Source organism: Bradyrhizobium elkanii USDA 76 (assembly GCF_023278185.1).
GTDB classification, from domain to species: Bacteria; Pseudomonadota; Alphaproteobacteria; order Rhizobiales; family Xanthobacteraceae; genus Bradyrhizobium; species Bradyrhizobium elkanii.
Genome location: NZ_CP066356.1, coordinates 5204759 through 5222609, shown reverse-complemented (window position 1 = coordinate 5222609; position 17851 = coordinate 5204759). Strand labels below are relative to the sequence as shown.

General features: G+C 65.5%; 16 protein-coding genes. 8 read left to right on the top strand and 8 right to left on the bottom strand.

Annotated elements, in window-relative coordinates:
• Positions 1 to 17: 17 nt before the first annotated feature.
• Positions 18 to 422 carry a response regulator gene (locus JEY66_RS25435; RefSeq protein ID WP_026192708.1) on the bottom strand — a complete coding sequence of 135 codons (405 nt, stop codon included), beginning with the start codon at positions 420 to 422 and terminating at the stop codon, positions 18 to 20.
• A 182-nt stretch (positions 423 to 604) separates the two neighbouring features.
• On the opposite strand from JEY66_RS25435, the gene JEY66_RS25430 reads away from it, so the two are divergent.
• Complete coding sequence (locus JEY66_RS25430; protein WP_018271391.1) at positions 605 to 1501, top strand: DMT family transporter; 897 nt, start codon at positions 605 to 607, stop codon at positions 1499 to 1501.
• An 85-nt stretch (positions 1502 to 1586) separates the two neighbouring features.
• Here JEY66_RS25430 and JEY66_RS25425 read toward each other — a convergent pair whose 3' ends face one another.
• Positions 1587 to 2144, bottom strand: coding sequence for a BA14K family protein (locus tag JEY66_RS25425; RefSeq protein WP_026192709.1), 558 nt, complete (start codon positions 2142 to 2144; stop codon positions 1587 to 1589).
• Positions 2145 to 2413: 269 nt separating this feature from the next.
• On the opposite strand from JEY66_RS25425, the gene JEY66_RS25420 reads away from it, so the two are divergent.
• The gene (locus tag JEY66_RS25420) at positions 2414 to 2824 is read left to right on the top strand and encodes an NADH:ubiquinone oxidoreductase subunit NDUFA12 (protein WP_018271393.1); all 411 of its coding nucleotides are present in this window, start codon (positions 2414 to 2416) and stop codon (positions 2822 to 2824) included.
• A 385-nt stretch (positions 2825 to 3209) separates the two neighbouring features.
• On the opposite strand, the gene JEY66_RS25415 is transcribed toward JEY66_RS25420, so the two are convergent.
• Positions 3210 to 3896, bottom strand: a complete 687-nt coding sequence (locus JEY66_RS25415) for a DJ-1/PfpI family protein (RefSeq protein ID WP_018271394.1) — start codon at positions 3894 to 3896, stop codon at positions 3210 to 3212.
• A gap of 177 nt (positions 3897 to 4073) precedes the next feature.
• Between JEY66_RS25415 and JEY66_RS25410 the strand changes: the two genes are divergently transcribed.
• Both JEY66_RS25410 and JEY66_RS25405 read left to right on the top strand, forming a co-directional pair.
• On the top strand, positions 4074 to 5012 hold the full coding sequence (locus tag JEY66_RS25410; RefSeq protein WP_018271395.1) for a GlxA family transcriptional regulator: 939 nt from the start codon (positions 4074 to 4076) through the stop codon (positions 5010 to 5012).
• Between the two features lie 122 nt (positions 5013 to 5134).
• Entirely contained in the window at positions 5135 to 5353 is a 219-nt protein-coding gene (locus JEY66_RS25405) for a hypothetical protein (protein ID WP_018271396.1), read from the top strand.
• Between the two features lie 246 nt (positions 5354 to 5599).
• Here JEY66_RS25405 and JEY66_RS25400 read toward each other — a convergent pair whose 3' ends face one another.
• The 4 genes from JEY66_RS25400 to JEY66_RS25385 all read right to left on the bottom strand — a co-directional run bounded on the left by JEY66_RS25400 (position 5600) and on the right by JEY66_RS25385 (position 9511).
• A complete protein-coding gene (locus JEY66_RS25400; RefSeq protein ID WP_244620884.1) occupies positions 5600 to 6139 on the bottom strand; it encodes a hypothetical protein in 540 nt (179 codons plus the stop codon).
• A gap of 9 nt (positions 6140 to 6148) precedes the next feature.
• Complete coding sequence (locus JEY66_RS25395; protein WP_026192710.1) at positions 6149 to 7372, bottom strand: SLC13 family permease; 1224 nt, start codon at positions 7370 to 7372, stop codon at positions 6149 to 6151.
• 381 nt (positions 7373 to 7753) lie between these two features.
• Positions 7754 to 8695, bottom strand: a complete 942-nt coding sequence (locus JEY66_RS25390) for an alpha/beta hydrolase (protein WP_018271399.1) — start codon at positions 8693 to 8695, stop codon at positions 7754 to 7756.
• A 36-nt stretch (positions 8696 to 8731) separates the two neighbouring features.
• On the bottom strand, positions 8732 to 9511 hold the full coding sequence (locus tag JEY66_RS25385; RefSeq protein WP_018271400.1) for an SDR family NAD(P)-dependent oxidoreductase: 780 nt from the start codon (positions 9509 to 9511) through the stop codon (positions 8732 to 8734).
• A gap of 257 nt (positions 9512 to 9768) precedes the next feature.
• On the opposite strand from JEY66_RS25385, the gene JEY66_RS25380 reads away from it, so the two are divergent.
• Positions 9769 to 10773: a DUF2155 domain-containing protein gene (locus JEY66_RS25380; protein ID WP_018271401.1), complete on the top strand. Its 1005-nt coding sequence runs from the start codon at positions 9769 to 9771 to the stop codon at positions 10771 to 10773.
• Between the two features lie 113 nt (positions 10774 to 10886).
• Here the strand turns inward: JEY66_RS25380 and aat are convergent, their stop codons facing one another.
• The gene (gene aat / locus JEY66_RS25375; RefSeq protein WP_018271402.1) at positions 10887 to 11567 is read right to left on the bottom strand and encodes a leucyl/phenylalanyl-tRNA--protein transferase; all 681 of its coding nucleotides are present in this window, start codon (positions 11565 to 11567) and stop codon (positions 10887 to 10889) included.
• 223 nt (positions 11568 to 11790) lie between these two features.
• On the opposite strand from aat, the gene JEY66_RS25370 reads away from it, so the two are divergent.
• From JEY66_RS25370 to JEY66_RS25360, 3 genes are all read left to right on the top strand, one after another.
• Positions 11791 to 13236, top strand: a complete 1446-nt coding sequence (locus tag JEY66_RS25370) for a DASS family sodium-coupled anion symporter (RefSeq protein WP_018271403.1) — start codon at positions 11791 to 11793, stop codon at positions 13234 to 13236.
• A 178-nt stretch (positions 13237 to 13414) separates the two neighbouring features.
• Positions 13415 to 14746: an MdtA/MuxA family multidrug efflux RND transporter periplasmic adaptor subunit gene (locus JEY66_RS25365; protein WP_080650362.1), complete on the top strand. Its 1332-nt coding sequence runs from the start codon at positions 13415 to 13417 to the stop codon at positions 14744 to 14746.
• The gene (locus tag JEY66_RS25360) at positions 14743 to 17850 is read left to right on the top strand and encodes an MdtB/MuxB family multidrug efflux RND transporter permease subunit (protein WP_018271405.1); all 3108 of its coding nucleotides are present in this window, start codon (positions 14743 to 14745) and stop codon (positions 17848 to 17850) included. The genes JEY66_RS25365 and JEY66_RS25360 overlap by 4 nt, the downstream gene beginning before the upstream one ends.
• The last annotated feature ends 1 nt before the right edge of the window (position 17851 follow it).

The following is a 17851-nucleotide window of genomic DNA, read 5'->3' as shown; positions in this document are numbered from 1 at the left end:
ACGATTAGTACGAGCAATTATTTCGAAAGACGAGCGGAAGGTGCATACTTCGCAAGACATTCGTTAACGGCGGCAATCAGCGCCTGCGGGGTGAAGGGCTTGCGCAGGCAGGCGGACGCGCCGAGCTCGATCGTCATCCGCAGGAAGTCCGGCGCGCGGTCGGCATTGGCGAAGGCATAGCCGGACATCGCGATCACGGGAATATCGGGCGCGCGTTCGTGGAAGACGCGGATCGCCTCGAACCCGCGCATATGCGGCATGAAGACGTCGACCAGCATGACGTCGAAGGTGGCCTGCTCCAGCGCGCGCATGCCGGCTTCACCGCCATCGGCGACGGTGACCTCGAAGCCCTGGCGTTGCAAGCACACCTCGATGGCAACGCACACCATCGGATCGTCATCAACCACGAGAACGCTCGGCACGATGCATCCTCTTTTTCTAACGGCCTTGCGTGCCGGCGACTCGCTTGGCCTGTTCGTCAATTAAGGCGGAACCTAGACGGAAAGTCTGTATCATAGAATGCATATGCTGTTTGCTGACAAGCGGATTTCCAGCTAGCCGTGACACATCACCTGTATTTGTCCATCCCCTTTACGACAGGTCCATGACCGCAGTTCCCGTCGCCGGCCGCGCCCCGCTGTCACCGCTCGGCCTCGCATTCCTGGTGGTCGCCTCGACCGGCTGGGGACTCAACTTCCCGATCATGAAGTTCCTGCTCACGGAGTGGCCGCCGCTGTCGTCGCGCGGGCTGTGCGGCGTGGTCGGCGCGGTTGCGCTCGGCCTGATCGCGCTGGTGCGGGGACAGACGCTGCGCGTGCCCGACGGCATGTGGTTGCGGCTTGCCTTGGTGTCGACGCTGGCGATCGGCGGCTGGGTCGCGTCCATGGGCCTCGCGCTGATCTGGCTGCGCGCCAGCGAGGCGGCCGTGCTCGGGATAACGATTCCGGTGTGGGTCGCGCTGGTCGCCTGGCCGGTGCTCGGCGAACGCGTGTCGCTGCCGCGTGCGCTTGCGCTTGCGGTGGCGCTCGCCGGGATCGCGGCGCTGATCGGCGGCGGCGGCATCGATGCGAGCCTCGGCAAGCTGCCGGGGATTCTGTTCGCGCTCGCCGGCGCGATCTGCGTCGGGCTCGGCACGGTGCTGACCAAATCGTTCAAGCTCGCGATGCCGCCGCTGTCGCTCGCGGCGTGGCAGCTTGCGATCGGCTGCGTGCCGATCGCGATCATCGGCGTTTTGATCGAGCAGCCGCAGCTTGCCGCGCTGTCGCAGTTCGGCTGGGCGTCGATGATCTACATGACGCTGATCCAGTTCTGCCTTTGCTATGTCTGCTGGTTTGCGGCACTCGAGCGATTGCCGGCGGCGACCGCGTCGATCGGCACGCTGCTGGTCCCCGTCGTCGGCGTGCTTGCGGCAGCGGCGATGCTGCGCGAGCCGCTCAGCGCGAGCGACATCGCAGCGCTCGTGGTGACCTTCGCGGCCGTCGCGGTTGCCTTGCGTACATGAGACGACTTGCGCACAAGAAGGACTTGCGGACATGAAAAAGGGCGGCGCTGGCGCCGCCCTTTGCAACCAGGAATTCAGGCCTTCATTACGGGCAGGGGTGCCGCCGGCCGTCATAGCCGAGATAGGTGCCCGAGGCCGGGTCGTAGGACTTGTAGCGCTGCGCGCAGTAGCTGGCGCCGCCGCCACTCGGCACCTCCACGGCGACAGACGGTTCATCGTAGTAGCCGTAGCTGTCGTCATAGTAGCCGGGGCCGTAGCCATAATAGCCGGAGCCGTAATACGCGCCCGAGGCGAGGGCGCCGCCGACGACCGCACCGGCCACCGCGCCGGGCCAGAAGCCGCCGCCACGATGGTAACCGCCGTGCCAGCCGCCACCGCCGCGCCAACCGCCGCCGCCACCACCGGCCCAGTGACCGCCGCCACCGCCGCCGTGCCAGCCGCCGCCTCCGCCGCCCATGGCACCTCCGCCTCCGCGGCCGCCGCCGCCAAAGCCACCACCGCCGCCACCACCAACGTGGCCGCCGCCACCGCCCATCGCGCCCATCTGTGCGGCAGACTGGGCGAACGAAACGGTCGGCGCCACAGCCAACGGCAGCGCAAGCGCCAGAGCCGCGGCGGTGCTCAGAACCTTCATATTGATCATTTTGGACTCCATCAAAACGGTGAATGTCTAACCATCTCTGCGGTCGGACGTTCCCGTGCTCCACATTGATTGTGGGTCATCTTCGCGTAGCCGGCGGCTCATGTATGGCAGCTGAACAAAACTCCTCGTGAGCGCGTCATTTGGTCGCCAAACGGGCGCATAAACCCGGGGCTGTCCGAGGGGTGCGGGGCTACCTTGGCGGTGGCTGGACATTTGGGGAATGAGGTGGCATCAGAGCCGCATAGCCTCGAACCGACGACCGGCCACGCATGAAACAATTCCTGCTGAAATTCTTCACCTGGTGGAATGGCCAGACCTTTGGCACGCAATTGTGGACCTCGCGATTCGGCGAACTGGTCGGCGAGGACGAGCAGGGCAACCGCTATTACCGCACCAAGGGTGGTGAGGTCGATCCGACGCTGCATTTCGAGCGCCGCTGGGTGGTCTACAACGGCTACGCCGAAGCCTCGCGCATTCCGGCCGGCTGGCACGGCTGGTTGCATCACACCGTCGATGTGCCCCCGACCGAGCAGAACTACCAGGCGCGGGAATGGGAGAAGCCGCATCTGCCGAACCTGACCGGCACCGCGCAGGCCTACCGTCCGTCCGGCTCGACGCTGGCGAGCGGCCGCCGCCCCAAGGCAACCGGCGACTATCACGCCTGGACGCCGGGAAGCTGACTTTCACGCATTGTTGTTCTGACGTGGTTGTTCTGACGTGCACGCGCGCAACGCCGCGCGTGCAGCGCACGCGCCCGATAGCGCAAGCGCGCGCCTGTGAACAACGGTAACAGCGGGGACAGATGGGCCGCAGCAGACGCTGTCCGCTTGCGCCGAGCGCGGGTTCGCGGCTCAATAGGGTCATCTTACGGAGATGGGAAACCATCGCGTCGGATCGGGCTCCAGATCGCGACTGTCCCGATGAGCAGCGGCCTCCGAGTGGGATGCGGCCGGGAGATAGGCCCCCGGTACAGATGTCCTGAAATCGCCCGCAAATGTGAGGCTACCGTGAGACAGGAAGGGCCGCTCGGGAAACCGGGCGGCCTTTTTCTTTGCGGCGATCAGGTCAGGACAGCCGCGCCGCTGCACGGCCCATCAAGTCGGCACGGCGCGCCTGCGACGGCGCGATCCGCTCTTTCATGAAGGCGAGGATCTCGGCCGGTGCGGTATCCGGCGAGCCCGCGTTGAACGGCGGGGCCGGGTTGTATTCGAGCCTGAGCTGGATCGCTTCCGCGGTCTTGCGGTCGACGAGCTCCGACACCAGCGTCAGCGCGAAGTCGATGCCCGCGGTGACGCCGCCGCCGGTGAAGCGGTTGCGGTCGACGCAGACGCGCGTCCTGGTCGGAATGGCCCCGAAGCCCGACAGGAAATCAATCGCGCTCCAATGCGTGGTCGCGCGATAGCCCTTGAGCAGGCCGGCCGCGCCGAGCACCAGCGATCCCGTGCAGACCGACGTGACGTATTTCGCACCCTCGGCCTGCCTGCGCAGGAAGGCCAGCATGTCCTGGTCACCGACCATGTCGTCGGTGCCCAGGCCGCCCGGCACGCAGATCACGTCGAGCTGCGGGCAATCGGCAAAGGTCGTGGTCGGCGTCAGGACCATGACGGAATCGGTCGGAACGGGTTCGATGCGTTTCCAGATCAGGTGCACCTTGGCGCCGGGGACCGAGGAGAACACCTGCAGCGGACCGGTCAGGTCGAGCTGGGTCACCTTCGGGAAGACGAGCAATCCAATCTGCAGGGGTTCGGTCATCGGGGCCTCCAAATAGCGCTTGACGGAACCACGATGTCATGATGGCCTCTCGTCCAAAATGGCGTATTTCCCTCATTTTCGGACGCAGAGCTTCCGAGAGACGCAAGGCTCCTGAGAGACGCAAGGCTCCCGAGAGAGAGCCGCCAAGAAGGTAACGTCACCTGCGAGGATTTGGCGATGATCGGCATCCTGATCTTTCCCGACTTCCAGCTGCTCGACGCGGCCGGCCCGATCGCGGCCTTCGAGATCGCGGCGCGCTTCGCCAACAACGCGCCGGCGATCAGGACGATTGCGGCGAAGGCCGGGCCGGTGCGCTCTTCGTCCGGTGTCGAGATGCTTGCGCGCGGCTTCAAGCCGTCGGCGGCGATCACGACGCTGATCATTGCGGGCGGCAACGGCGTGCGCACGCCGGCGACCTGTCCAGCCACGCTGTCATTCGTGCGGCGGATGGCGGGCCGCGGCATTCGCGTCGCCAGCGTGTGCTCGGGTGCCTATGTGCTGGCCGAGGCGGGCCTGCTCGACGGCCGCCGCGCCACCACGCATTGGCAGCGCACGCCGCATTTCGTGAAGACCTATCCGAAGATCAAGCTCGAGCCGGACCAGATCTTCGTCCGCGATGGCAATATCTGGAGTTCGGCCGGCATCACCGCCGGCATCGACCTCGCGCTCGCGATGATCACCGAGGACTATGGCGACGAGGTCGCGCAGAACACCGCGCGGCAACTCGTGCTGTACCATCGGCGCAGCGGCGGGCAGTCGCAGTTTTCCTCGCTGCTGGAATTGAAGACGCCGAACGGAAGGTTCGGGCCGCTGCTCGCCTGGGCGCGCGAGCATCTCGATGCGCCGCTGACGGTCGAGGACCTCGCCGACAAGGCCGGGATGAGTTCGCGGCATTTCACCCGCGCCTTCATCGCGGAGACCGGCACGACGCCTTCGAAAGCGGTCGAGCGGCTCAGGATCGAAGTCGCGCGGCAGCGCGTGCAGTCGTCGGGCGAGGCGATCGAGCGCGTCGCCGAGATCACCGGCTTCCGCGATCCCGAGCGGATGCGCCGCGCCTTCATCCGCGCCTTCGGCCAGCCGCCGCAATCGCTGCGGCGGGCCGCGCGGGCAGGGTAGGCGCGTTTGGGACAAGCTCGTTGTCCGATTTCACGCGATCCATGTCGTCGTTGCAGCGATGAACCTGACGAGGGTTCCCGTGACCCACGTTAAGTGGGCATTGGGGACCCGAGGAGGTTCTAATGACAAAGCATCGAACGATTACCGGGTTCGTGGCTGTCGCCCTGCTGGCTGTCACCGCAACCGCCGCGACCATCAAGTCGCACGCGCCCCGGACCGACGGCATTGCCGTCGCCGGCACGGACGCGCTCCCGGCCAACGATTTCAGCGACCGCTGGTCTGCGTTATCCGACTTGTCTCCGGCGACGGACACGGCCGGGCGTGCAGCTGACGCGCGCTAAGGTCATGGACGGAGGCCCGGCCCGGTCGAGGACGCGACCCGCGCAGAGATTGCTCGTCTCGCAATAAAAAAGCCCCGCCGAAGCGGGGCAAGATGTTGAGCGACTTAATCTTGAGTGACTTGGTCTTGAATAGAACTAACGGTTCTGCCGCGCCGGAATAGCGCAGTCATTCACCAATACAGGATCAGCCCACGATCGTAGAGATCCACGGATGCGCTGATCACGAAACGCGCTTCAACCGAAAAATCACTGGCTCAATGTATCGGTTGCGATCTTCTTCTTGAGTGCTTCGCAGGTATCCCTGACCTCCGCAGTCATCAACGAGACGGCTTCGATCTGCAGGAAGAAACGCTTGCCCTGATCGCGGTAACCGGCAGCGAACTCCTTGATCTCGGCGATCATGTCATGGACGCCTGCGACCATGACCTCGCAGTTCTTGGCGGCCAGTTGCAGTTCCGATCCAAGGGCCTCGATTTCCTTCACCGCCGCTTCGTATTCGCGCACGACCGCCTCGGCCGACAGCTTGCCCACCTCGTTGACGCCGTTGCGATGCTCGACATAGTCCGGCATCGGCGAGAGGGGCCGGATGTTGCTGCGTGGTCGATGCGAAGTCACCGTGTTGATTTCGTCCTCCATCTGCTCCGACGGAGCGCGGGCGAGGACTTCTGCACTAACACTCATGCGAACTCTCCATAAGTTGTTACGGCGAATGGAGTTTAGCAATGTCAACGGATTTGTCTCGATTTTCCACAGTTTTGAGGCGAGCGCAATTGTGCATTGCAGCATTGTGTTGCGTCAATGTGGCGCGTCGGGGTGCCAGCCAAGCAGGGCGAGCATCACGAAGAAGCCGACGACATAGGCCGCCATGATCGGCCAGCCCTGGGTGATCCAGCGGACCACCGATTTGGCTTCCGGATACATGTTGGACACCGCAACGCCCGCCGACGAGCCGAACCAGACCATCGATCCGCCAAATCCGACCGCATAGGCGAGAAAGCCCCAGTCATAGCCGCCTTGCTTCAGAGCCAGCGCGGTCAGGGGAATGTTGTCGAACACCGCCGAGACGAAGCCGAGCCCGAGCGCGGTCTGCCACGACGCGGCGGGCAATTTCTCCACCGGCATCATCGAGGCCGCCGTCACCAGCGCGAGCAGGAAGACGGTGCCCTTCAGCGTCTCGGGCATCACCGACCAGTCCGGCCGCCGCAGCGCTGAGGTGACCAGGATCGCGGCCCAGACCGCGAGCCCGAGCACGGGCAGCGCTTCGAGCAGCGCGGGGAACTTCAGATTGGCCGTCACATTGGCCGTCAGCGCGGCGAGCAGGATCACGGCCACGATCCCCACCCGCGCCCAGTCGATTCTGAGGCCGGACGGTGCATCCTTCACGATCGGGGAAAAGCGGTGCTGTTGCAGCGAGGCCGGCACCGCAAATACCAGCATCGCGACGATGGCTGCGACATAGGCCTCCACCACCGTGAGCGGGCTGATGCCGTCGATCCACATCATCGTCGTCGTGGTGTCGCCGACGACGCTGCCGGCGCCGCCGGCATTCGATGCGGCGACGATGGCCGCGAGATAGCCGATATGCACACGGCCTCGGAACACGTGGCGGGCCACGGTGGCGCCGATCAGCGCAGCCGCGATATTGTCGAGGAAGCCCGACAGTACGAACACGATGACCAGCAGGATCAGTCCGCCCTTCCAGTCATCGGGCAGCAGCGCCGGCATCTCGTCGGGAATGCGGCTCTCCTCGAAGTGGCGCGACAGCAGCGCAAAGCCCATCAGGAGCAGGAACAGGTTGGCGAGCGTGACCCACTCATGCTCCATGTGATGCGCGAGACCGGGCAGGCCCGCGCCGAATTTCGCAAAGCCCGCGAACAGCAGCTTGTAGGCGACGATCGCGGCAAGGCCCGTCAGCGCCACCGCGAGCGTGTGGTGATGGAAGATCGCGACGCCGAGCAGCGTCAGCGCGAACAGGATGAAATCGAGCGGGATACCGTAGACGAGGAGTGGCGTGAGCAAGACGATCTCGATGGCTGGAGTGCCCGGCGGCGTGAAAGCGCTGACGGCCGCACTATCGCGCGGCGTGCGGAACTTCAAGGCGCGCTAACGCCGCAAGCTGGGCACGCCATGTGCTCCGAGCCGCGATCGAGGGGGACGACACTGCAAGCGCGTCGCCCCCGATCGGATCGCTAGAGCACGATGAGATTAGGTTTGATCTGGAGCGGCGGCAGAAGTTCACCTCTCCCTTGGGAGAGGTCGGCGCGTAGCGCCGGGTGAGGGGTTACGCTCTCTCGTTGGAGCCGCGGCCCCTCACCCGATTTGCTGCGCAAATCGACCTCTCCCCAATGGGGAGAGGTAAGCCAAGCCTGCGGTCCCGATTCAACCCAAACTCATCCTGCTTTAGCCCAACGTCTTCAGCCAGGCGCTGATCTCGGTCACCGCGATATTGGCCTGATTGAGGAGCTTGCCCATGGTGAAGAAGCCGTGGAACTGGCCGGGAAAATGCCGGTAGGTCACCGGCACGCCGGCATCCTCAAGGAATTTCGCGTACTCGTCGCCTTCGTCGCGCAACGGATCGGCGCCGGCGGTCAGCACATAGGCCGGCGGCAATCCGGCAAAGTCCTTTGCGCGCGCCGGCGAGGCGCGCCAGTCGTTGCTGTCGGCGTCGCCGAGATAATGGTTGGCGAACCAGCCGATCACCGAATGCGTCAGGAGGATGCTGGTCTCGGGCTCGCTGTGCGAGGGATGCTTCCGCGAGAAATCAGTCGCGGGATAGATCAGCAACTGGGCAGCGAGCTTCGGTCCGCCGGCGCGGGCGGTGAGGGCAACCACCGCCGCGAGGTTGCCGCCGGCGCTGTCGCCGCCGACGGTCAGGCGCGCGGCGTCGATGCCGAAATCCCTGGCATTGGCGGCGACCCATCGGGTCGCAGTGACGGCGTCGTCCACCGCGGCAGGGAAACGATGCTCGGGCGCCAGGCGATAGTCGATCGAGATCACGATCAGCTCGCCCTCATGGGCAAGCTTCTGGCAAACCACCTCATGGGTATCGAGATCGCCGATCACCCAGCCGCCGCCGTGGAAGAACACCAGGCATGGTGCGAGCCCGTCTTTCTTGCGCAGCGTGTTCGGCGTGTAGATGCGGGCAGGGATCGCGCCGTGCGGCGCCGGGATCGCCAGCGGCTTGCTCGATTCCAGCGCGGGCGGCTCGGGATTGGAGACGACGCGGGCGGCCCGATAATAGTCGCGCGCTTCCGGCGCAGTCAGCGTCTCATAGGCGGGACGGCCGGCCTCCTGGAACGCCTTGTAGACGGCGGCGGCATCGGGATCGAGAACGACGGGCATAGACAACAAACCTTCCTATGATGCTGGACTGAAATGTCAGGCGGCGGTGCGGCCGCCATCGACGGTGTAGGCGGAGCCGGAGACGTAGCTCGCCTCGTCGGAGGCAAGAAAAGCGACGATGGAGGCGACCTCGCTTGCGAGGCCAAGCCGGCGCGCCGGGATGCGATCGACGATCTTCTCGATCGGCGGCGGCGCGTTGCCGCCGGAGCGGCCCTGCAGGATCGTGCTCAGCATCCGGCTCTCGATCATGCCGGGGCAGACGCAATTGACCCGCACGCCGGTGCCGGTGCATTCCCAGGCCGCGCTCTTGGTCAGCCCGATCACCGCATGCTTGCTCGCGCTGTAGACCGCGATCATCGGCGATCCCACGAGGCCGGCGATCGAGGCGGTGTTGATGATGCTGCCCTTGTTCTGCTTCAGCATGACCGGCAGCACATGCTTCATGCCGAGGAAGACGCCGACGACATTGACGTCGAGCACCCGGCGGAAGCTCTCCAGCGAATATTCAGGGATCGGCTTGATGTCGCCCTCGACGCCGGCGTTGTTGTAGAAGGCATCGATGGTGCCGAAGCGGTCGACGGCGGCGCGGACATAGTCCTTGACCTCGTCCTCGTCGGTGACGTCGGCTTCGATAGCAAGGGCCTCGGCCGAGGCGGGCAGGTCCTTGGTGGCGGCGTTGAGATCGGCGCCCTTGCGGTCGACTGCGACAATCCGCGCCCCCCGTTCGGCGAGCAGTTGGAGCGTGGCGGTTCCGATGACGCCGGCAGCCCCGGTGACGACGGCGACCCGGCCGTCGAGCCTGATGCGATCGGGCATGGTGAGTTTCCTCTGGCTGGTCCGGTTCGATCCGGATTTTCCTGGTTTTCACGCGTGGCCGCGTGCCTTCAGCGTGAGGACTATCACACGTGTTCCCAGCAGTGACCAGAGGCTGGCCAGGGGCTGACCAGTGGGCCGGGGAGAGGTGGCCGGGTGCCCTTTCCCCGCCGTATTCGGCGTGTTAACCGGTGGCCTGCGAGCGGCCGATATCAAGGTAGACTGTCGCGAGCCCGATTCGCCCTTTAAAGCCGCGCGAGATGCTTCGAACCGTTGCCCTGACTGGCTTTGCGGCCCTGGTTGCCGCCTCAACCATCTCGCTTGCGCCGCCCGCGCGCGCGCAGATCGGAACGATTTTCTCCGATCCCGCGCCGCGTCCGCCCGGCTCGATCCCGCGTGGTCAGGCGGCCCCTCCCAGCGACGACGACGAGGAAGTGCCGGAATTGCCGCGCGGCCGCCTGCTGCCGACACAGCCGCGGGCGCTGCCGCCAGGCCAGGCGGTGCCGCCGCCCGGCAGCGTGCAGTCGCAGCCGCTGGCGCCGCCGCCCGGCTCGACGGTGGCTCCGCAGGGCACCCAGCCTGGTGTCGCCGTGCAGCCGCCGCAACCCGGCGGTCCCGCCGTTGCCAATACACCGCCCGGCGCCAACCCGCTGCCGCCGGGGCAGCGTCCCAAGGGCACGCCCCCAGGCACCGCGCCGCAGACGCCTGCCACGTTGCAGCCGGGCGACGAGGTCGTGCAGGAGCCGCCGTCGACCAAGATCACCAACAAGAAGGCGAGCTTCTCCGGTCTCGACAAGATCACCGGACGCATCATCAATTTCGACGAGGATATCGGCGAGACCGTGCAGTTCGGTGCGCTGCGGGTGAAGACCGATGCCTGTTACACGAGGCCGTCGACGGAAGCCGCCAACACCGACGCCTTTGTCGAGGTCGACGAGATCACGCTGCAGGGCGAGGTGAAGCGGATCTTCTCGGGCTGGATGTTCGCGGCGAGCCCCGGCCTGCACGGCGTCGAGCATCCGATCTACGACATCTGGCTGACCGACTGCAAAGGACCGGACCAGACCATCGTGACCGCCGCGCCCGATCCGCCGAAGGCGCCGACGCCGCCTCCGCCGCCGGCCCAGAAGCGCGCGCCGCAGAAGCAGGCCGCGCCGCGTCCGCCGCCGCTGCCGCAATACCAGCAGCAGCAGCCGCCGCCACCTCCGCCGCCCCAACAACAGCAGCGGCCGGGCGGGTTGTTCGGCGGATTGTTCGGAAACTGATTGGCACTTCGTAGCCCGGATGGAGCGTAGCGAAATCCGGGTTCCTGTCCGCACGGACAGTCTGCCCCGGATTGCGCTTCGCTTCATCCGGGCTACGTGATCAACGCGTCATTTCAATTGCGCTCGGCGATGATCGCCAGCGCGTCGGCGCCCTTGACCGGCTGGGTGGCGTCGAGTTTGCGGAAATCCGCCGGTGCGCCCGTGATCGCCTTGTCGAGCAGCGTGCGATAGCGGCGCCGCGAGATCTCGATCGCGCCGAACGTCCGCAGATGCTCCGTCACATATTGCGTGTCGAGCAGCTCGAACCCGCCCGCGATCAGCCGCGCCACCAGATGCACCAGCGCGACCTTCGATGCGTCGCGCATGGTGTGAAACATGCTTTCGCCGAAGAAGGCCCGGCCGAGGCTGACGCCGTAGAGCCCGCCGACCAGATTGTCGTCCTGCCAGACCTCGACGCTGTGGCAATGGCCCGACGCGTACAGCCCGACATAGAGATCGCGGATGCGCTTGTTGATCCAGGTGTCGTCGCGGCCGGGCTGCGGCGCCGCGCAACCGGCGATCACGGCCTTGAACGCGGTATCGACGGTGACGGTGAAGGCATCCGAGCGCACGGTGCGCGCCAGGCGGGAGGCGACACGGAAGCCGTCGAACGGAATCACGCCGCGCAATTCCGGCTCGACCCAGAACAGGGTCGGATCGTCGGCGCTCTCCGCCATCGGGAAGATGCCGCAGGCATAGGCGCGCAACAGCACCTCGGGCGTGATCTCGGAGGAGGCGGAGTCGCGTGAGGTCATAGCGCCAAGGATAGCAAAGCGCGGGCGGTCTTGCGATGGGGGCTGCCACCGGGACGCTACGTGTTGACGAAACGCGCCGGTTCCTCCACAAGCCGCGCCGTTCCGACGCAGTTTCCCGAGACGGACTGCGCGGTCGTGCTAGATTGCAACAAAAAGATGGCGGCGCTGCCGGGACACGGTGGCTTGCGCGCCCGACAATCGACACAGGTGAGGGGGACGCTGCATGAAATGGTCATGGCGGACGTTTGCGCCGTTGCTGGTCTGGCTGGTGATCTATCTGGTCCCGGTGCCGTCGGGGCTGAACGCCAATCAGTGGCACTATTTCGCGGTGTTCGCCGCCGTGATCACCGGGCTGATCCTTGAATCGATGCCGGTCGGCGCGGTCGGTCTGATCGGCCTGACGGTCGCCGGCATCGGCGGCTATGTCGAGCACGACCCGAACAAGTCGCTGCGCTGGATGCTCGGCGGCTTTTCCGAGAGCACGGTGTGGCTGATCGTCGGCGCCTTCGTGTTCTCGATCGGCTATCGCAAGAGCGGGCTCGGCCGCCGGCTGGCGCTGCTCTTGGTGCGCGGTCTCGGCCGCCGCACCATCGGGCTCGGCTACGCGGTGGCGTTCTCCGATCTCGTGCTGGCGCCGGCGACGCCGTCCAACACCGCGCGCTCGGGCGGCACCATCTATCCGATCGTCAGCAACATCCCGCGCATCTACGGCTCGGAGCCCGGCCCGACCGCGGGCAAGATCGGCACCTTCGTGATGTGGACCGCGTTCGCGACCACGGCCGTCACCAGCTCGCTGTTCCTGACCGCGCTGGCGCCGAACGCCGCCGCGCTCTCGATCGCCAAGAAGCTCGTCAACATCGAGGTCGGCTGGTCGCAATGGTTCATCGGCTTCGCGCCGCTCGGCATCCTCTTGCTGCTGCTGGTGCCGCTGCTCAGCTATCTGGTCTGCCGGCCCGAGATCAAGGAGAGCCCGGAGATCGTGACCTGGAGCGAGGGCGAGCTCGCCAAGATGGGGCCGCCGTCGCGGCACGAATGGATCATGGCGGTGCTGGTGGTGCTCGCGATGTTCCTGTGGATCTGCGGCTCCAATCCCAATATCAGCGTGCCGCTGCTCGGCTCGAACTTCATCAACGCGACCACCGTCGTGTTCGTCGTGATCTCGCTGATGCTGCTGACCGGCGTGATCGCGTTCGAGGACATCGTCGCGGAGAAGAGCGCGTGGGAGGTATTTTTCTATTTCACCTCGCTGCTCACGCTGTCGTCGGGCCTCAACGAGATCGGCTTCATCAAATGGGTGGCCGAGGGCTATGCCAAGCCGCTCTCCGGCACGTCGCCGCTGGTCGGGATGATCCTGCTCGTCACCTTCTTCTTCTGGATCCACTATTTCTTCTCGAGCATCACCTCGCATACCGCCGCCGTGCTGCCGGTGGTGCTCGCCGTCGGCTCCAGTATTCCCGGCCTGTCGGTGCAGACCCTGATGCTGCTCTGCGTCTATTCGCTGGGCCTGATGGGCGTGATCTCGCCCTATGCCACGGGACCGGCGCCGATGTATTACGGCAGCGGCTATATCGGCAAAGGCGACTTCTGGAAATTCGGGCTGATTTTCGGCCTGATCTACTTTGCCGGATTGTTGCTGATCGTGTTGCCCTGGTTACAAATGATCGGGTAAAATAGCCACAATCCAGCGAGAAACAGCGGCCGACCGGGAAGCGCCGCTATCCTTTACAATTCTTAACGCGCTTTGTCCGGCAGAAGCCTTCAAAATGCTTCGTCGGATGTGGCGCGCGCGGAGTTCAGGGGACACATAGAGCCGCGCGAGCTCATTCGTGTTTCTTCGTGGGCAGGTTATGGACCAGCAGATCAAAGACCCGTCGATTGTGGCGCCCGAGCGAACCAGGCGAGGGTCGCGTTGGCGAGGGTTTCTGACGGGATGTCTCGTATTGGCGGTGCTTGCAGGCATCGTCTGGTGGACGCGGCAGCAGGCCGCCCCGCCGCAGGCCGGTGGCGGCCGCACCGCCGGGCCGATGTCGATCGTGCCGGAGACGATCGGCAAGGGCGATATCGGCGTCAGCCTGAATGCGCTCGGCACCGTGACGTCGCTCGCGACCGTGACGATCAGGAGCCAGATCAGCGGCTATCTGATGAAGATCGATTTCAAGGAGGGCGATGAGGTCAAGAAGGGCGACCTGATCGCCGAGATCGATTCGCGCCCCTATGAGGCGACGCTGGCGCAGGCCAAGGGACAGCTCGCCCGCGACGAGGCGCAGCTGAAGGGCGCCCAGGTCGATCTCACCCGCTACCAGAACCTCGCCGCGCAGAATGCGGTGCCGCATCAGACGCTCGACACCCAGGTGGCGCTGGTTGCGCAGTACCAGGGCACGGTGGAAGCCGATCGCGCCTCGGTGAAGTCGGCCGAGGTGAATTTGCAATATTGTCACATTGTGTCGCCGATCAACGGACGCGTCGGACTGCGTCTGGTCGATCTCGGCAACTATGTGACGCCGGGCGACACCAACGGCCTGGTCGTGATCACGCAGCTCGAGCCGATCAGCGTGCTGTTCACGCTGCCGGAGGACAATCTGCAGGCGGTCGCGAAGCGGTTGAAGGAGGGCGCGGTGCTGCCGGCGGTGGCCTATGACCGCAGTGGTGCCAACAAGCTCGCCGAGGGATCGTTGCAGACCTTCGACAGCCAGATCGATGCGACCACCGGCACCATCAAACTGCGCGCGCAGTTCGAGAACGACAAGCGCACGCTCTATCCGAACCAGTTCGTCAACGTCCGCCTGCTGCTCGATACCCACAAGGATGCGACGACGATGTCGACCGCCGGCATCCAGCGCGGCGTGCCCGGCACCTTCGTCTATCTCGTCAACGCCGACAGCACGGTCTCGGTACGGCCGGTCAAGCTCGGCGTCACCGACGGCGACCGGGTCGAGGTGCTGTCCGGGCTTGTGCCCGGCGATCGCATCGTGATCGACGGCGCCGACAAGCTGCGCGAGGGCGCCAAGGTGGTCGTGCGCTCCGCCGCCGATGCCGCCAACCCGGCGGCTGCGGCCAAGGGGACGGCGAGTGGCGCGGCGAACGGGGCCGCGAAGGGCGACGGCAAGGGAGATAGTAAGGACGGCGCTGATCCCGGAGGCGGCCACCACAAGCGGTCCGAGGACGGGCAGAAGAAATGAACCCGTCGCGGCCATTCATCCTGCGGCCGGTGGCGACGACCCTGATGATGATCGCCATCATGTTGTCGGGCATGCTCGCGTTCCGATTTCTCCCGGTCGCGGCGCTGCCGGAGGTCGACTATCCGACCATCCAGGTGCAGACCTTCTATCCGGGCGCGAGCCCCGACGTGATGACCTCGTCGGTGACGGCGCCGCTCGAGGTGCAGTTCGGCCAGATGCCGAATCTGACCCAGATGAGCTCGGTGAGCTCGGCGGGCTCGTCCGTGATCACGCTGCAGTTCGGCCTGTCGATCTCGCTCGACGTCGCCGAGCAGGAGGTGCAGGCCGCGATCAATGCCGCGGGCAATCTCTTGCCGTCGGACCTGCCGGCGCCGCCGATCTACGCCAAGGTCAATCCGGCCGACGCGCCGATCCTGACCCTCGGCCTGACCTCGAAGACCATGCCCCTGACCCAGGTGCAGGATTTCGTCGACACGCGGCTGGCGCAGAAGATCTCGCAGCTGCCCGGCGTCGGCCTCGTCAGCATCAGCGGCGGCCAGCGGCCGGCCGTGCGCATCCAGGCCGACATCCGCAAGCTCGCGGCCTATGGCCTCAACATCGACGATCTCCGCACCACGCTCGGCAATGCCAACATCAACACGCCGAAGGGCAATTTCGACGGCGCGATGCGCGCCTACACCATCAATGCCAACGACCAGATCCGCAATGCCAGCGACTACCGCTCGCTGATCATCGCCTACAAGAACGGCTCGCCGGTCCGCCTCAGCGACGTCGGCAACGTCGTCGACGGCGCGCAGAACGACAAGCTCGGCGCCTGGATGAACGAGACGCCGGCGATCATCCTCAACATCCAGCGCCAGCCCGGCGCCAACGTGATCTCGGTGGTGCAGGGCATCAAGGACCTGCTGCCGCAGCTGCAGGCGACGCTGCCGGCCGCGATCGACCTCAATATCCTGACCGACCGCACCGTCACGATCCGGGCCTCGGTCCGCGACGTCGAATATGAGCTGTCGCTTGCCGTGATTCTGGTCGTGCTTGTGATCTTCGTGTTCCTGCGCTCGACCCGCGCCACGCTGATCCCGAGCCTGTCGGTGCCGCTCTCGCTGGTCGGCACGCTCGGCGCGATGTACCTGTTCGGCTTCAGCCTGAACAACCTGTCGCTGATGGCGCTGACGATCGCGACCGGCTTCGTGGTCGACGACGCCATCGTCGTGATCGAGAACATCTCGCGCTACATCGAGGAGGGCGAGTCGCCGCTCGAGGCGGCGTTGCGCGGGTCCGAGCAGATCGGCTTCACCATCATCTCGCTGACGGTGTCGCTGATCGCGGTGCTGATCCCGCTGCTCTTCATGGGCGACGTCGTCGGCCGCCTGTTCCGCGAATTCGCCATCACGCTGTCGGTCACGATCCTGATCTCCGCCGTGGTGTCGCTGACCCTGGTGCCGATGGCCTGCGCGAAGCTGCTGAAGCCGGAGGCCATGGCGCGCGAGAACACCTTCCAGCGGCTCAGCCGCGAAGCCTTCGATGCCGTCATCGCGATCTACGCCCGGATGCTCAACTGGGTGCTGGATCGCCAGACCTTCGTGCTGCTGATCGCGCTAACCACCTTTGGCCTGACGGCGCTGCTCTACGTCGTCATCCCCAAGGGCTTCTTTCCGGTGCAGGACACCGGCGTGATCCAGGCGATCTCCGAGGCGCCGCAATCGGTGTCCTATGCGGCGATGGCCGAGCGGCAGCAGCGGCTCGCCAGCGCGATCCTGAAGGATCCGGACGTGCAGAGCCTGTCGTCGTTCATCGGCGTCGACGGCACCAACACGACGCTGAACAGCGGCCGCATCCTGATCAATCTGAAGCCGCATGAGCAGCGCAAGGCCAATGTCTCGACGATCATGGACCGGATCAAGGCGAGCACGGCTGATCTGACCGGGATCACGCTCTACATGCAGCCGGTCCAGGACCTCACCATCGAAGGCACCGTGAGCCGGACGCAGTACCAGTTCATCCTGCAGGATGCCGATCCGAACGAGCTTGCGGAATGGACGCCGAAGCTGGTCGACAAGCTCCGGGAATTGCCCGAGCTCAGCGACGTCACCAGCGACATCTCGGCGCAGGGGCTTTCGGTGTTCGTCGACATCGACCGCGACCAGGCGGCGCGGTTCGGCATCACGCCGGCGACGATCGACAACGCGCTGTACGATTCCTACGGCCAGCGCATCGTCTCGACCGTCTTCACCAATTCGAACCAGTACCGCGTGATTCTGGAAGCCGATCCGTCGCTGCAGAATTCGCTGGATTCGCTGTCGTCGATCTATTTGCCGTCATCGGTGGGCTCGACGCCGGTGCCGCTGTCTGTGATGGCCAAGATGCGGGTGGAGACCGCGCCGCTGCAGATCTCCCATCTCGGCCAGTTCCCGTCGGCGACCGTCTCGTTCAATCTCGCCCCGGGCGCTTCCCTCGGCGGGGCGGTGACGGCGATCAAGCAGGCGCAGGCCGACATCAACCAGCCGCTCGGCATGATCACGAGCTTCCAGGGCGCGGCGCTGGCGTTCCAGTCCTCGCTTTCCAACCAGCTGTTCCTGATCCTGGCCGCGATCATCACGGTTTATATCGTGCTCGGCGTGCTCTATGAGAGCTTCATCCATCCCTTGACCATCCTCTCGACGCTGCCTTCGGCCGGGATCGGCGCGCTGCTGGCGCTGATGATGGCCGGCCAGGATCTCACCATCATCGCGATCATCGGCATCATCCTCCTGATCGGCATCGTGAAGAAGAATGCGATCATGATGATCGACTTCGCGCTCGATGCCGAGCGCAACGAGGGCAAGCCGCCGCGGGAGGCGATCTACCAGGCCTGCCTGCTGCGGTTCCGGCCGATCATCATGACGACGATGGCAGCTGTCCTCGGCGCGCTGCCGTTGATGCTCGGCAGCGGCGCGGGCTCCGAGCTGCGGAATCCGCTCGGCATTTCGATCGTCGGCGGCCTCCTGGTGAGCCAGCTGCTGACCCTGTTCACGACACCGGTGATCTACCTCTGGTTCGATCGCCTCGCGCTGCGGTTTGCCGGGCGGGCGGACGAGATCGGCGAGGCGAGCGGGTCGCGTTGAG